The sequence below is a fragment of the Arthrobacter sp. 01T419 genome (genome assembly GCF_056398865.1).
The window spans coordinates 163,456-176,949 of sequence record NZ_JBFTQF010000009.1 but is presented as its reverse complement, the minus strand read 5'-3'; the positions used below and the strand labels follow the sequence as shown (position 1 = coordinate 176,949).

Genomic DNA, 13,494 nt, shown 5'->3' with positions numbered 1-13,494 from the left:
TACCTAAATGTGACTTAAGCGGGGACCTCCTGTACCGTCGAATAGGTGCGCAGGGTATCCCCGGCCACCGCCGGGTAGGCGCCGAGCTCTGCCACTGCCCGGTGCCCGAACACTCCAGGCAGAGACGGGGGACCCAGGTCTCCGGGCAAGCGCTCATGTTGAGCCGGCCCTAGGGGTGAAGCCGTACCGCCACGATTCTCAGTGGCCACGGCCGGATGACCTCATCCGAATCCGACAGCTAACTCCGCAGGCGTTGAGAGGCAATCACCATGTCTGGTTCCAAGAATCAGTCGCGCCCTGTTGCGCGCCACCGCGGCGAACCTGCCCGGACAAACAAGTCACGTTCCACCCTGAGGCGAGCAGCCGCAAACCTCGGCCCCAGCCAGCGCATGGCCGTTGTTGCCGGCGTTGTTGCTGTGTTCCTCGGGGCAGGCGCAGCCAGCCAGGCCGCCGGACAGGCCATCAGCGCCCAGGACCTGAGCCGGGCGTCCGAATCGCGCACCGTCGCAGAGCACAACGCGACCCCGTCCGCCACCGCCACGCCATCGGCGAGCGCAAGTGCCAGCGCAAGTGCCAAGCCGAGCACCGCGCCGACTCAGGCACCTGCTCCCGCTCCGGCCGCCGTCGTTCCCCAGGCCGCCGCACCGGCAGCGCCGGTGGCACCCGCCGCTCCCGCAGCTCCGGTCGCCGTCGATGACCCCGCCGGCGCCCAGGCCTACGCCGCGAGCATGCTTTCTTCCTACGGTTGGGGCCAGGGCGAAATGTCTGCCTTGATCACCTTGTGGAACAAGGAATCCGATTGGCGGACCACTGCCACCAACGCATCGAGCGGCGCTTACGGCATTGTGCAGTCGTTGCCCGGCGAAAAGATGGCCTCGGAAGGCGCCGATTGGCAGACCAACTACCAGACCCAGATCCGCTGGGGCCTGAACTACATCAAGCAACGCTACGGATCCCCGTCCGCGGCTTGGGCCTTCCACTTGGCCCACAACTGGTACTAGACGCACCAAGCACTCAAGAGGTCCGTCCCGTCAGGGGCGGACTTCCGCGTCCTTAATCGGCTCAGTCCTTTGGGGGACTGCTGTCGCTTGTCGGCGGCATGTCTGAGATCTGTGCCAGCATCCGCTCTCTGGGAGCTGCCCGTGACCACGGGCCCTCAGGAAGCTAGGAGACGAAGGACAGGAATCCCAAGTAGATCGGCATGTCCACACCCGCGTGGAAAAGGGACGAGGGAACAATGCTGCCCGAGCTGCGCGTGAGATAGCCGCCGATCAGACCGAGCGGGAAGGCGAACAGCACGATGAAGAGGATGGCGGAGGACGTGTAGGTCACGCCGACGTGCCAGGACGCGAAGATGGCCGCCTGGATAATGGTTGCCAGGTATGGCCCGAAGGCGATGTTGAGCTTGGACATCAGGAGCCCGCGGAACATCAGCTCTTCCAGGAACCCGTTGGCAGCAACTGCCGCCAAGAGCRCAGGCGTCAGGCTGAGGTAACGGCCGAAATCGAAGGTGCCGTGCACAGGCATGAAACGTGAGTGCGATAGGACGCCGAAAGTGAGCAAATAGAAGGCGACCAACACGATGATTCCGATCAAGTATGCTCTTCCGAATCGCCCGCCGCGGACATAGATCGAGGCCAGCGAACTCCTTGAGATCCAGACCACCACGAGGACGGCGACGACGGTGAGCAGCAGTTCATCGAACTCGATGATCATCGTGCCCGAAACTGTCGAAGCCAGTGGGTTGCCGGCGACCGGAGGGCTATGCAGGACCTGGGTGGCAAGCAATCCGGGCACGTAGCGATCTGCCAGGATAAAAAGGGACATGCCGAAGAAGGCCAGGGGTATCTCCCAGTACGCGTGCATGGCGGTACTGCGCCTCGCCAGCAGCGAGAGGGCGAGCAAAGCGGTGGTGACGGCCAGGCCGTAAACGAGCCGAGCGGCATCACCGGGCACGTATCCGACCGACACCGGCAGGAATCCAGCCACGATGCACGCGACGGCGAAGAGCACCCTCCGGCCCGGGGTAAGCGGGCCGACCGTCGCGTCAAGCGCGCGTGACGCTGATGGCGATACTTCAAAATGGTCGGGAAGCATCCTGACACCTCCAGGAGCGTATTACTTACCGTAAGTAGTACGATACATCCATGCAGGACTCTGTCAAGACCCCGCGAAAACGGCGACCGCGGGGCTCCATGACTCGAGAGCAAGTGGTCGAAGCCGCGCTGGCGCTGGCCGACAACGAAGGTCTTGAGGCACTCACCATGCCGATGCTGGCGCGCCGCCTCAAATGCGGGGTGATGACCATCTATGGCTATGTGAACAGCAAGGAAGACCTGCTCGATGCCATCGCCCAACGCGGTCTGCGAGACCTCCAGCTCCCCCACCCGCTCCCTGAGGATGCCGGGGCGACCCTGTACGCCTGGGGACGGGCTCTACGCCTGAACCTCATCGAGCACCCGAGCCTACCGATGATCTTCCTCTCCCGAGCGGTGATCGGGTCCGGCATCCTCCGCGGGCTCGAGGCTCTCCTCGGGCCACTGGCCAGGGCCGGGATGCCCCCAGCGCAGGGCGTCCACGCGGTCTACGCCGTCCTCACCTATGCCACAGGTTTTGCGGCTTGGGAAATACCGCGCACACGCCGGCAGCCACAAGCGACGTACGCGGCGAGTTGGCGGCGAGAAGTTGCCAAACTGCCTCCAGCCGAGATTCCATTTGTCGTTGGCGTCCTCGACGAGCTGCCAGAGGTCGCTGGTGAGAAGCAGTTCGAGCGCGGGTTGGCCGCCCTGATCGCGGGTCTCGCAATCAACCCTGGCGAGAGCAACGATGTGGCGCCTGTTCAGGGGTCTTAATCAGTCATCGTTAACCGGCCTTACCCACTTCCACAGGTACATCACAGCTTGCGCCTAAAGCCTTCAAATTCGGCAGCGCCACTCTGGATTCATGACGCTCATCGAATCCACCACAGGAACCCTGAAGGACCCCGCGGTGGTGCCGCCGGGCCCCCCGATGCACCCCATTCAACGCAGCACTGTCGCTCAACACAACGCAATGCGGCACGCCCCCGTGGACATCCGCACCGCTGTCCCCGTCCTCGACGTCACGATCCCTGTCTTCAACGAGGAACGCGACCTCGAAAAGTGCGTGCGCAGGCTTCACGGCCACTTGCGTGAATCCTTCGCACACGGCTTCCGCATCACCGTGGCCGACAACGCCAGCACGGACAGCACCTTGAAGATCGCCGAGCGGGTGGCTAGGGAACTGCCGGAGCTCGTGGTGGTCCATCTGGAGGAGAAGGGACGCGGCAACGCCCTGCGCAAGGTATGGCTCGCATCGCCGTCGCCGGTTCTGGCCTACATGGACGTGGATCTTTCCACGGATCTCGCCGCACTAGCTCCCCTTTTGGCGCCGCTGATCTCTGGCCATTCGGACCTCGCCATCGGCACACGGTTGACGCGCAACTCCCGGGTTGTCCGCGGCCCCAAGCGCGAATTCATCTCCCGCAGCTACAACCTGATGCTGCACTCGTTCATGGGCGCCCGCTTCAGTGATGCCCAGTGCGGCTTCAAAGCGATCCGGGCAGATGTGGCGCAGCAGATCCTCCCCCACACCATGGACAACTCCTGGTTCTTCGACACTGAACTCCTTGTCCTCGCAGAACGCTGCGGCCTCCGGGTCCACGAAGTGCCGGTGGACTGGATCGACGATCCCCATTCCAGCGTCGACGTGGTCCGCACCGCCCTGGCCGACATCCGCGGCATGGCCCGACTCACGCGGGACCTCGTCTCCGGACGGATTCCCATCCCGGAACTGCGTGCAGCCCTTGCGCGCGGGCCGCTCCCGGCGTCGTCCCGAACCGCTGAACAGAGCCCCCGCAGCAGCCTGTTCGGGCAACTGGTCCGGTTTGCCGCGATCGGTGCTGCGTCCACCCTCGCCTATGTGCTCATCTTCCTGTTCTGCCGCGGCTTCATGGACCCGCAGCTGGCCAACTTCCTAGCCCTGCTCATCACGGCTATCGCCAACACCGGCGCCAACCGGCGCTTCACCTTCGGCATCCAAGGCGGCAACCCCGTCAGGCACCACTTCGAGGGATTGATCGTCTTCGGTATCGGCCTGGCACTCACTTCCGGAGCGCTCGCCCTGGTGCACAGTACGACGACGCCGGACCGCGGGGGCGAGCTCCTCACCGTAGTCGGGGCAAACCTCGCCGCCACCGCGGTCCGCTTCCTGTTGTTCCGCCTATGGGTCTTCCGGCAGCCAGCCGCTCGACCGGCGCAGGTCCCGCCGGCGCAGCCGGCCCAGCCAGAGCCAGTGATCGAATCAACCACGCCAGACAGCCCGCTCACAGAAACGGCAGCATCATGACCTCCACGATCTCTCCCGCAGGCACCGAAACCGCCGCCGGAACCGACACGGCAGGTCCCGCCGCCGGAACTGTCACTCCTGGTTCCGGCGACGCAGCGCACGGCCGCCGCTCGACCGGCCCGTCAACCCCCGGGGCCTCGAGTACCACGCCCCGCTGGGCCAGTTACGTCTTTGGCCGGCAGCCTCGCTGGGTGCGTCCGTCCGCCGCCGGGCTCCTTGTGTCCACCGCGTTCCTGTATCTCTGGAATCTCGCGGCCACCGGGTATGGAAACTCCTTCTATGCTGCGGCCATCCAGGCCGGTACCAAGGACTGGACGGCGTTTCTGTTCGGTTCGCTCGACGCCGGCAACGCCATCACCGTGGACAAGCCACCTGCTTCCCTGTGGATCCCTGCCTTGGCGGGCCGGATCTTCGGCTTCTCGCCCCTGAGCATGCTGGTTCCCGAAGCGCTGATGGGCGTGGCCGCCGTCGGACTCCTCTATTTGACGGTCAAGCGCGTGTCAGGACCGGGCGCGGGTTTGTTGGCCGGTGGTGCCTTGGCACTGACTCCGGTGGCCGCACTCATGTTCCGCTTCAACAATCCCGACGCCATGCTCACGCTGTGCCTCGTGTTGGCGGCGTACTTCACCGCTCGCGCCATCGAACGCGCGGGCTGGAAGTGGCTCGCCGCTGCCGGCGCCGTGGTGGGCCTCGCGTTCCTGAGCAAGATGCTGCAGGGTTTCCTGATTGTTCCGGGCCTAGGACTGGCCTACCTGTGGGCCGCACCCACGACGTTGCGTCGGAGGCTGCTGCACCTGCTCGGCGCATTGGCCGGCATCGCAGTGGTGGCCGGCAGCTATATCGCACTTTTCCAACTGACTCCGGCCTCGGCACGGCCTTACATGGCAGGCTCGACAACCAACAGCTTCCTTGAGCTGACCTTCGGCTACAACGGCCTGTCCCGTATCACTGGCTCGGGCGAAGGTATGCCGGGCGGCGGAGGCGGCGCGCCCGCCGGTGGACTTGGTGGCTTCGGCGGTGGCGGTGGCGGCAACGCTGGCTTCGGTGGAGCTGCCGGGATCACCCGCATGTTCGGCACGAGCTTCGGAGGAGAGGTCTCCTGGCTTCTGCCCGCCGCCTTGATTCTGCTGGCGGCCGGTCTGTGGTTCACCCGCCGGGAAGCACGAGCCTCCCGCACCCGCGCTTCCCTCATCCTGTGGGGTGGCTGGCTTCTGGTCACCGCTGGCGTATTCAGCTTCATGAGCGGCATCGTGCACCCCTACTACGCGGTTGCGCTTGCTCCGGCCATCGCGGCCTTGGTGGGCATGGGCAGCGTGGAATTGTGGCGTGGCCGCGGGTACTGGCCAGCCCGGATCATCCTGGCCGTGGTGGTCCTCAGTAGTTCAGTCTGGTCCGCGGTTCTCCTGGGCCGCGATGCTTCATGGCTTCCTTGGCTGCGCATTGTGATCGTCGTCCTGGGTGTGGTGGCGGCCGCTGCAATCCTGCTTCGCCTCGACTCGCTACGCCCTGCCAGCCAAAATACTGCCGGCCGGTTCCGCAACGCGGCGGCCGCGGCCGTCGTCGTCGTTTCCCTTCTCGCCGGCGGCCTCGGCACGGCGGCGTGGACCCTCGCGACGGCAGCTACCGCGCACTCCGGTTCCATTCCGACGTCGGGTCCCAGCGGCTCCGCGATGGGCGGCTTCGGGGGCCGTGCTGGCGGATTCGGTGCTGCACGTGCTGGTGCTGATGGTCAAGCTGCCGGCGGCCCCGGTTCGGAGGGAACGGCCGACGCCGGACTGACCGCGTTGCTGACGTCCACCACCACCACGTGGTCCGCGATCGTTTCCGGCGCCACCCAGGCCGCCAGCCTCGAGCTGGCCACGAACACCAACGTGATCGCACTCGGTGGCTGGAACGGCGGCGATCCCTACCCCATGCTGGCACAATTCCAGGACATGGTGGCCAAGGGACAGATCGGCTACTTCATCGCTGGTGGCGGCATGGGTGGCGGTGGATTCGGCGGCCGGGGCGGAAACTCCGAGGTGGCAGCTTGGGTTCAGGCCAACTTCCCAGCCCAGACAGTGGGCAACTCCACCGTCTACAAGCTGACGAAGTAGGTTCCGATGACCACCTCCTACTCGACGGAAGCCGGTTCCAAGCCAGATGAGTCGGAGCAGCCGATGCCGTTGGTCCTGCGACCGCGCTTGGTGCCCCTGCCGCGGACGCAGGTCCGGGACGAGCAGTCCCGCACCGGCCGAAGCCGAAGCGAAAGCCGCCCAGCCCTGCGGCACCGCGTCGAACTTGCCGGTGTGCTCCTCGCAACGGCGGCCCTGTATCTCTGGAACCTTGGCGCTTCCGGCTGGGCCAACCCGTTCTATTCCGCGGCAGCCCAAGCTGGTTCGCAGGATTGGGCTGCCTGGTTCTTCGGATCCTCCGACGCCGCCAACTCCATCACGGTGGACAAGCCGCCGGCATCGCTCTGGATCATGGGCCTCTCGGTACGGATTTTCGGGCTGAGCTCCTGGAGCATCCTGGTTCCCGAGGCGCTCATGGGCGTTGCCACGGCGTGGCTGCTGTACCTGGCAGTCCGGCGGGCCGCGGCCCCCGCCACCGGCGATCTACGGCTAGCACACCGGGCCGGGCTGCTTGCCGCCGTCGTCATGGCCATCACCCCGGTGGCCACGCTGATGTTCCGGTTCAACAACCCGGACGCCTTGCTGGTGCTGCTCATGACGGCCGCCGGCTACGCCACACTGCGGTCCATCCAGGACAACAAGCTGCGTTGGCTCCTGCTGGCCGGGGTGTTCCTGGGCTTCGGCTTCCTCACTAAGCAACTCCAGGTCCTGCTGGTGGTACCTGGATTTGCCGCGGCATATGTAGCTGCCGCGCAGGGTGGGGTGGGGCGTCGCCTGCTTCGGCTGCTYGGCGCAGGTGCAGCGATGGTGGGAGCCGCCGCTTGGTGGCTCGCCGTCGTCGAACTCATTCCGGCGAACATGCGGCCCTACATCGGCGGCTCCCAGAACAACTCCATCCTGGAACTGACGCTGGGCTACAACGGCCTGGGCCGGCTCAGCGGACAGGAGACCGGCAGCGTGGGGGGCGGCAACGGCTGGGGAGTTCCAGGGCTGTTCCGCATGCTCAACAGCGAGTTCGGCGGCCAGATCGCGTGGTTGCTTCCCTCGGTGCTGGTTCTCGGGGCCGGACTCCTGTGGCTTGACCGCCGTGCCCCGCGCACGGATGGCGTCCGTGCCTCGGTGATCGTGTGGGGCTCGTGGGTGCTTGTCACCGGGCTCGTCTTCAGCTTCATGGCTGGCATCATCCATCCCTACTACGCGGTAGCCCTGGCTCCGGGCATGGCCGGTCTCGCGGGCTTGGGCGGGGTGCTTTTGTGGCAGCACCGGGCCCAGCTCGTCGCCGCCGTATTGCTCTCCGTGGCGATTATCGCTGCAGGACTCATGGCGTTCGAGCTCTTGGGCCGGACGCCGGCCTTTGTCCCTTGGTTGCGCTGGCTGGTGCTGTTCGGCGGTTTCGCCACGGCGGCCGGACTGCTGCTCGCCGGACGCTTCGCCTCCCGGACCCTCCAGCGCACGACGGCGGCACTCGCCCTCGCGGCATCGCTCGCCGGGCCGTTGGCCTACTCGATTTCAACGGCGTCCGTGACGCACAGTGGTGCAATCGTCAGTGCGGGTCCGACGGCGGGATTCGGTGGCTTCGGCGGAGGCGGCTTCGGCGGCCGGGGCGGTTTCGGACAGAACGGCACTGGCCAAAACACAACACCGCAAGCCCTTCAGCAGCCCGGCGCGCAAGGCGGCTTTGGCGGAAACCGGCAGGGCAGCGGTATGGGCGGTCTTCTCGGCTCCACCACGCCGTCGTCGGAGTTGGTGGCCGCACTGAAAACCGGCGCCTCGAACTACACTTGGGCGGCCGCCGTCGTGGGTTCCAACAATGCGGCCGGYTACCAGCTGGCCACAGAACTGCCCGTCATGGCGGTGGGCGGATTCAACGGAACGGATCCGTCTCCCACGCTTGAGCAGTTCCAGCGGCTCGTGGCGCAGGGCAAAATCCACTACTTCATCGCCGGTGGGACCATGCAAGCCGATAGTGGGTCTGCCGCTCCGGCCCAGATCGCGCAATGGGTSGCTGCGAACTTCCAGGCGCAGACCATCGGCGGAACCACGGTGTACGCGCTGGCCGGCTGAGTGTTGGCTGCCCTCGGGCTCGCTAGAACCGTAGTTCGATGACCCGGCGGCCCGAAGCGTCCAGGCTCGCTGCGGCAGTGACAGCGGAGTAGTCCGCGATCTGCCACAACCCATCTGCCGCTTGGCCGCCGGCATCGCCCACCACTACTGTCCTCATCCCGGCGGCGAGGGCGGCGGCGATCCCTGCGGGAGCATCTTCGAAAACGACGACGTCGGCCGGCTCGGCACCAAGCAGCGCGGCCGCCGTGAGGTACCCTTCCGGGTCCGGCTTGCCGCGGGTCACGGCCTCGGAGGTCACGGTGGTCGTGGGCATCGCGAGTCCCGCTGCTTGCATGCGCACGCCGGCGAGGATCCGATCGGCCGAGGTGACCATGGCGACGGCATCGGCAGGCAAGGACTGCAGGAGTTCCGCGGCTCCAGGCAATGCCACAATCCCGTTGGTCCGCGTCCGCTCCATCTCACCGAGTTCTTCGGCGAGCGCGTCAATGTCAGCTCCCGCCGGGGCGAATCGGCGCACCGTGTCCTTAGCCTGGACCCCGTGCGAGGTTCGCAGGATCTCCTCGATGTCCAGTCCATAGCGGCCGGCGAATTCGCTCCACACCTGTTCCACGATCGCGGTGGAATCCACCAGGGTCCCGTCCATATCGAAGAGGACGGCCCGGACGGTCAAGGTTTTCACGGATTCAGCAGGCAGGTTCATGCGTCCATCCTGCCCGGGTTGCTGCTCCGCTACCCAACTCTTACGATCTGCGTCCTAGCCGTTGGGCCTGCTGGGGATGTACTGAACGGCCCATTTGTTGCCGTCCGGATCGGCGAAGTACACAAAGTGGCCCCAGTCCTGGATGTCGATGTCGCTGACTTCCACGCCGTTGGCTTTGAGCTGGCTGTGCGCCTCCTGGATGTCGCCCACCACCATCTGCAAGCTAGGGGCGGTGCCGGGAGGAGCATCGTTGAGGCCTTCGCCGATGCAGATGGAGCAGGCCGAGCCCGGCGGAGTCAATTGGACAAAGCGGATGCCGTCCATGGGCCGCTCGTCGTAGTCGGCGTTGAAACCGACTTTGTTGACGTAGAAATCCTTGGCGCGGTCCACATCGGACACAGGGACAAACACAAGTTCAAGTTTCCAGTCCATGCGCCAAAGGCTATCGGCGGAGCCGGAAAACCGGTAGGGGGCGGTGCACAACGCGGGGTCACTTACGGCCCATGTTGCTGCTCGAATTGGGCCCTAAGTGACCCCGCGTTGATTACGCAATCTGCAGTGAAGGCTCGACGGCGGTGCTCGCCCGGGTGCCCATGCCGGCTTCGGTTTCAGCCTGGCTTGCGGCTAGTTGTTCGACCAGCCTGCGGGCTCGGGCGCGGGACGGGAGTAGCCACGCCACCACGGTGGCGAGGACCAGCACCGACGCACCAACGTAGATGGCAGGAATGGCCGCGTCCACATAGCCCGTGGGAGTGAGTTTGCCGCCGGCTCCGGTGAAGACTGCTGTCAGGACCGCAACACCAAGGGCTACGCCGATCTCCCGAAGGGTGGAGTTGGTGCCGCTCGCCTTCGCGTGGTCCTCGGCGCGCATGTTTGCGAGCACCGACGTCGACATCGGGGCGAAAACCAGGCCCATGCCGATTCCGGCCGCTACGAAGCCTGGCACCAAGGTTTCGTACGGGACCGTCGCGGAAAGGACTCCGGCCAGCCAGAACATGCCCGCTGTGAGTAGGGCGAGGCCCGTGATCATCAGGGTCCTGGTGCCGAGCCGTGGCGCCAGCAGGCCTGCCAGCGGTGCCACGAACATGGGGGCCAACGTCCAGGGCATGGTCATGGCACCGGCCGCGAGGGGTCCGTGGCCCTGCACCACCTGCAAGAACTGGATGAGGATGAAGACGGAACCGAAGATCCCGAAGCTGAAGGTCAAGCCGATGAGGTTGGCTACGGTGAAACTGCGGTCGCGGAAGAGGCGGAGCGGAAGCAGCGGCGCGGCGACGCGGGATTCCCACAGCACAAAGGCAAGCAGCAGGACGCCACCACCGATCAAGGCACCGAGCACCTCGGCACTGGACCAACCGGCGTCGTTCCCGCGGACGATGCCGAACACGAGCGCCAGGAGACCCAGTCCGGAGAGAAGCAAGCCTACGACGTCGGCGCGGACGCGGGCGCCGAAGCTATTCGGCAGTGCAAAGAGGGCCAGCGGAATCGACAAGATTCCGATGGGCACGTTGAGCCAGAAGATCGCCTCCCAGCTCCAGCCTTCCACCACGGCTCCGCCGATCAGCGGCCCTAGTGCCACACCCAAGCCGGAGACTCCACCCCAGATCCCGATGGCGAGCGGGCGCAGCTTGTCACTGACCGAACCCACCAGGAGGGTGAGCGAAAGGGGCATCAGGGCCGCGGAACCGACGCCCTGCACTGCGCGGGCGCCGATGAGCTGCCACGGCTCGGTGCTGACGGCGGCTGCTGCGGAGGCCAGGGTGAAGATGGCAAGGCCGGCGATGAAGACGTGGCGGCGGCCGAAGCGGTCCCCCAAGCCGACGGCCAGCAGCATGAACGCCGCGAAGCTCAGGGAGTAGGCGTTGACGATCCACTGCAGTTCCTCGATGCTCGCGCCGAGGGCCTTGTGCATCACGGGCAGTGCGTTGGTGACCACAAGGTTGTCCAGTGTGGCCATGAAGACAGGTAAGGAGGCCGCCACAATGGCCAGCCAAACGGGAATGCTGCGTTTCATGATGACTCCCAGACGTCGCTGAAGGTGGCGTTTTTTGGGTTGTTGTAATCGAATGATTACTTAGAGCCCAAAGTTAGTTATCGACTGATAACATGTCAAGTGTGGCGAAGAAAACACTGGGCACCGGCGCCCCCGAGACAAGCTCAAGCAGTCAGGCCTCAACCAGCCCGGCGACCGCCGAACGCATTCCTGCGGCGCAACGGCGAGAACTGATCCTGGAAGCCGCCACCGGCGTTTTCGCCGAGCGCGGCTACGCCGGGTCCACTACGGACCAAGTGGCGAAGGCCGCGGGTATCAGCCAACCGTATGTAGTGCGCATGTTCGGCACCAAGGAAGCCCTGTTCCTCGAAGCCTTGGATCGCGCGCAGGGCAAGTTGCTGCACGCGTTCCGCGAGGTGATCGCGGCCTACGACGCCGGAGAACTCACCGAAGAACTGCAGCACCTCGATCCTGCCGCCGGGAATGGTCGGCCGGAGCAGCTCAAACAGCTCATGGCGATCGCCTACGCGGATCTGGTGGAGGACCGCGGGATCCTCATGATGCTCATGCAGGCTTTCGTGGCAGGTCATGAGCCCGCCATCGGGGCACGGGCCAGGGAAGGATTCCTGGATATTTACCGCTTGGTGCGGGATGAAGCCGGCCTGCTCCCGGAAACCGCCCGCGACTTCCTTGCACAGGGCATGCTCATGAACACCCTGATCGGCATCCGCCTGCCGGAAATTTACGAACAGAACGCGACGGCCGAGGAGTTGCTTGAGTGCACCCTGCGGGCCAAGCTGCCCATGGTGCTCAAGGCAAGCAGGGCCCAGCGGCGGGCGGGCTAGCTCGGGCTGCGCGGTAGCTTTCTCCCCTTCTTTGCCGCACAGAAGCCCCGAAATGGCGCGACTCGCCGCGTCGCAGGCGCTTTCCCGCACCAAAAGAGGGGAAAACGGTCCGGGGCCGAACTATCTGCAATGACCGGTTCCGGTGTGCAGGCAAAGAAGTCTGGGTACCTTGTGCTTCTCAGCCTTCTTTTCTGGACGCGGTGCCCCCGGCGCGGACGGACTCGCTAGCCCGCCACGCCGTACAGGCGATCTCCGGCGTCGCCCAGGCCGGGAACGATGTAGGCCTTCTCGTTGAGCCTCTCGTCGATCGAGGCGAGCACGATCTTGACGTTGGCCTCGGAAAGCTCTTCTTCCAGCTTGGCCAACCCCTCCGGTGCAGCCAGCAAGCAGATGCACGTGACGTCCGAAGCGCCGCGCTTGAAGAGGAACTTGATGGCCTCTCGCAGGGTGCCGCCGGTGGCAAGCATGGGGTCCAGGACAAAGATCTGGCGGCCGGTCAGGTCCTCGGGGAGTCGCTCGGCGTAGGTGATGATGTCCAGGGTTTCCTCGTCGCGAGCCATGCCTAGGAAGCCCACCTCGGCAGTGGGGACCAGTTTGGTCATGCCCTCGAGCATGCCGAGGCCTGCGCGCAGGATGGGAACCACCAGGGGCGTCGGCTTGGTGAAGGCGGTACCGATCGCCTTGGTGACGGGAGTTTCGATCTCGACCGGCTCGGTCCTGACCTCGCGGGTGGCCTCGTAGGCCAGGAGGGTGACGAGTTCTTCGGTGAGTTGCCGGAAGACCGGTGAAGGGGTGTTCTTATCCCGCAGAACGGTGAGCTTGTGAGCGACCAGCGGGTGGTCCACGACGAATGTGCGCATGAGTCCAAAACTATCATTGAGGCATGAGCACCAACGAGCCTTATCACGCGGAGCACGCGGCCTGGATGGGCCTCGCCCTGGACGAGGCCCGCAGAGCGCTGGACACGGAGGACGTGCCGATCGGCGCTGTCGTTTTAGGGCCCGACGGCGGTGTGCTGGGCGCCGGACGGAACGAGCGGGAAGCGCACGGCGACCCAACGGCGCACGCCGAGATCGTCGCCATCCGCGAGGCTGCCGCTGCCCTGCAGCGCCACGCGCTTGAACTGGGCGAAGGTGGCGACGGTTGGCGGCTCGAGGACTGCACACTCGTCGTCACGCTTGAACCGTGTGCGATGTGTGCCGGAGCCATCGTGCTGGCCCGGATTCCACGGGTAGTCTTCGGCGCGTGGGACGAGAAAGCCGGTGCCGCCGGATCCGTGTTCGACATCCTGCGGGAACGCCGCCTCAACCACTGGGTGGAAGTCTACGCAGGCGTGCGCGAAGACGAATGCTCGGCTTTGTTGCGCGACTTTTTCGCAGCCCATCGGAAGTAGCACGTCACATTCTGCTCAAT

The 13,494-nt window shown here is 65.5% G+C and carries 12 protein-coding genes and 1 riboswitch; of the genes, 7 read left to right on the top strand and 5 right to left on the bottom strand.

Annotated features, from left to right (window positions below; all coding sequences use genetic code 11):
- Positions 1-92: 92 nt before the first annotated feature.
- Positions 93-267: riboswitch (cyclic di-AMP (ydaO/yuaA leader) on the top strand.
- Between the two features lie 2 nt (positions 268-269).
- A complete protein-coding gene (locus tag AC1DLO_RS14845) occupies positions 270-1,001 on the top strand; it encodes an aggregation-promoting factor C-terminal-like domain-containing protein (protein WP_184740901.1) in 732 nt (243 codons plus the stop codon).
- A 163-nt stretch (positions 1,002-1,164) separates the two neighbouring features.
- Here AC1DLO_RS14845 and AC1DLO_RS14840 read toward each other — a convergent pair whose 3' ends face one another.
- Positions 1,165-2,097 (bottom strand): CPBP family intramembrane glutamic endopeptidase, encoded by a 933-nt coding sequence (locus tag AC1DLO_RS14840; RefSeq protein WP_476914512.1) that lies wholly within the window; start codon positions 2,095-2,097, stop codon positions 1,165-1,167.
- Between the two features lie 50 nt (positions 2,098-2,147).
- Here AC1DLO_RS14840 and AC1DLO_RS14835 point away from each other — a divergent pair, with 50 nt between their 5' ends.
- The 4 genes from AC1DLO_RS14835 to AC1DLO_RS14820 all read left to right on the top strand — a co-directional run bounded on the left by AC1DLO_RS14835 (position 2,148) and on the right by AC1DLO_RS14820 (position 8,543).
- Positions 2,148-2,852 carry a TetR/AcrR family transcriptional regulator gene (locus AC1DLO_RS14835; protein ID WP_476890442.1) on the top strand — a complete coding sequence of 235 codons (705 nt, stop codon included), beginning with the start codon at positions 2,148-2,150 and terminating at the stop codon, positions 2,850-2,852.
- Positions 2,853-2,943: 91 nt separating this feature from the next.
- The gene (locus tag AC1DLO_RS14830; protein ID WP_476890441.1) at positions 2,944-4,365 is read left to right on the top strand and encodes a glycosyltransferase; all 1,422 of its coding nucleotides are present in this window, start codon (positions 2,944-2,946) and stop codon (positions 4,363-4,365) included.
- Positions 4,362-6,461: an ArnT family glycosyltransferase gene (locus AC1DLO_RS14825; protein WP_476890440.1), complete on the top strand. Its 2,100-nt coding sequence runs from the start codon at positions 4,362-4,364 to the stop codon at positions 6,459-6,461. Before AC1DLO_RS14830 ends, AC1DLO_RS14825 begins: the two co-directional genes overlap by 4 nt.
- Before the next feature lie 6 nt (positions 6,462-6,467).
- The gene (locus tag AC1DLO_RS14820; RefSeq protein ID WP_476890439.1) at positions 6,468-8,543 is read left to right on the top strand and encodes an ArnT family glycosyltransferase; all 2,076 of its coding nucleotides are present in this window, start codon (positions 6,468-6,470) and stop codon (positions 8,541-8,543) included.
- Positions 8,544-8,565: 22 nt separating this feature from the next.
- On the opposite strand, the gene AC1DLO_RS14815 is transcribed toward AC1DLO_RS14820, so the two are convergent.
- The 3 genes from AC1DLO_RS14815 to AC1DLO_RS14805 form a co-directional block, all read right to left on the bottom strand.
- A complete protein-coding gene (locus AC1DLO_RS14815) occupies positions 8,566-9,243 on the bottom strand; it encodes an HAD-IA family hydrolase (RefSeq protein ID WP_184740904.1) in 678 nt (225 codons plus the stop codon).
- A gap of 54 nt (positions 9,244-9,297) precedes the next feature.
- The gene (locus AC1DLO_RS14810) at positions 9,298-9,675 is read right to left on the bottom strand and encodes a VOC family protein (protein WP_184740905.1); all 378 of its coding nucleotides are present in this window, start codon (positions 9,673-9,675) and stop codon (positions 9,298-9,300) included.
- 112 nt (positions 9,676-9,787) lie between these two features.
- Positions 9,788-11,257, bottom strand: a complete 1,470-nt coding sequence (locus AC1DLO_RS14805) for an MFS transporter (protein WP_476890438.1) — start codon at positions 11,255-11,257, stop codon at positions 9,788-9,790.
- A gap of 101 nt (positions 11,258-11,358) precedes the next feature.
- Here AC1DLO_RS14805 and AC1DLO_RS14800 point away from each other — a divergent pair, with 101 nt between their 5' ends.
- Positions 11,359-12,081 carry a TetR/AcrR family transcriptional regulator gene (locus AC1DLO_RS14800; RefSeq protein WP_476890437.1) on the top strand — a complete coding sequence of 241 codons (723 nt, stop codon included), beginning with the start codon at positions 11,359-11,361 and terminating at the stop codon, positions 12,079-12,081.
- Between the two features lie 224 nt (positions 12,082-12,305).
- Here the strand turns inward: AC1DLO_RS14800 and upp are convergent, their stop codons facing one another.
- Positions 12,306-12,941, bottom strand: a complete 636-nt coding sequence (upp, locus tag AC1DLO_RS14795; RefSeq protein WP_184740909.1) for a uracil phosphoribosyltransferase — start codon at positions 12,939-12,941, stop codon at positions 12,306-12,308.
- A 23-nt stretch (positions 12,942-12,964) separates the two neighbouring features.
- On the opposite strand from upp, the gene tadA reads away from it, so the two are divergent.
- The gene (gene tadA / locus AC1DLO_RS14790) at positions 12,965-13,474 is read left to right on the top strand and encodes a tRNA adenosine(34) deaminase TadA (RefSeq protein ID WP_184740910.1); all 510 of its coding nucleotides are present in this window, start codon (positions 12,965-12,967) and stop codon (positions 13,472-13,474) included.
- Positions 13,475-13,494 lie beyond the last annotated feature (20 nt).

Excerpts from the sequence above, each read along its gene's own strand:
- AC1DLO_RS14845 (WP_184740901.1), top strand. The coding sequence starts at position 270 with ATGTCTGGTTCCAAGAATCAGTCGCGCCCTGTTGCGCGCCACCGCGGC.
- AC1DLO_RS14835 (WP_476890442.1), top strand. The coding sequence starts at position 2,148 with ATGCAGGACTCTGTCAAGACCCCGCGAAAACGGCGACCGCGGGGCTCC.
- AC1DLO_RS14830 (WP_476890441.1), top strand. The coding sequence starts at position 2,944 with ATGACGCTCATCGAATCCACCACAGGAACCCTGAAGGACCCCGCGGTG.
- AC1DLO_RS14825 (WP_476890440.1), top strand. The coding sequence starts at position 4,362 with ATGACCTCCACGATCTCTCCCGCAGGCACCGAAACCGCCGCCGGAACC.
- AC1DLO_RS14815 (WP_184740904.1), bottom strand. The coding sequence starts at position 9,243 with ATGAACCTGCCTGCTGAATCCGTGAAAACCTTGACCGTCCGGGCCGTC.
- AC1DLO_RS14810 (WP_184740905.1), bottom strand. The coding sequence starts at position 9,675 with ATGGACTGGAAACTTGAACTTGTGTTTGTCCCTGTGTCCGATGTGGAC.
- AC1DLO_RS14805 (WP_476890438.1), bottom strand. The coding sequence starts at position 11,257 with ATGAAACGCAGCATTCCCGTTTGGCTGGCCATTGTGGCGGCCTCCTTA.
- upp (WP_184740909.1), bottom strand. The coding sequence starts at position 12,941 with ATGCGCACATTCGTCGTGGACCACCCGCTGGTCGCTCACAAGCTCACC.
- tadA (WP_184740910.1), top strand. The coding sequence starts at position 12,965 with ATGAGCACCAACGAGCCTTATCACGCGGAGCACGCGGCCTGGATGGGC.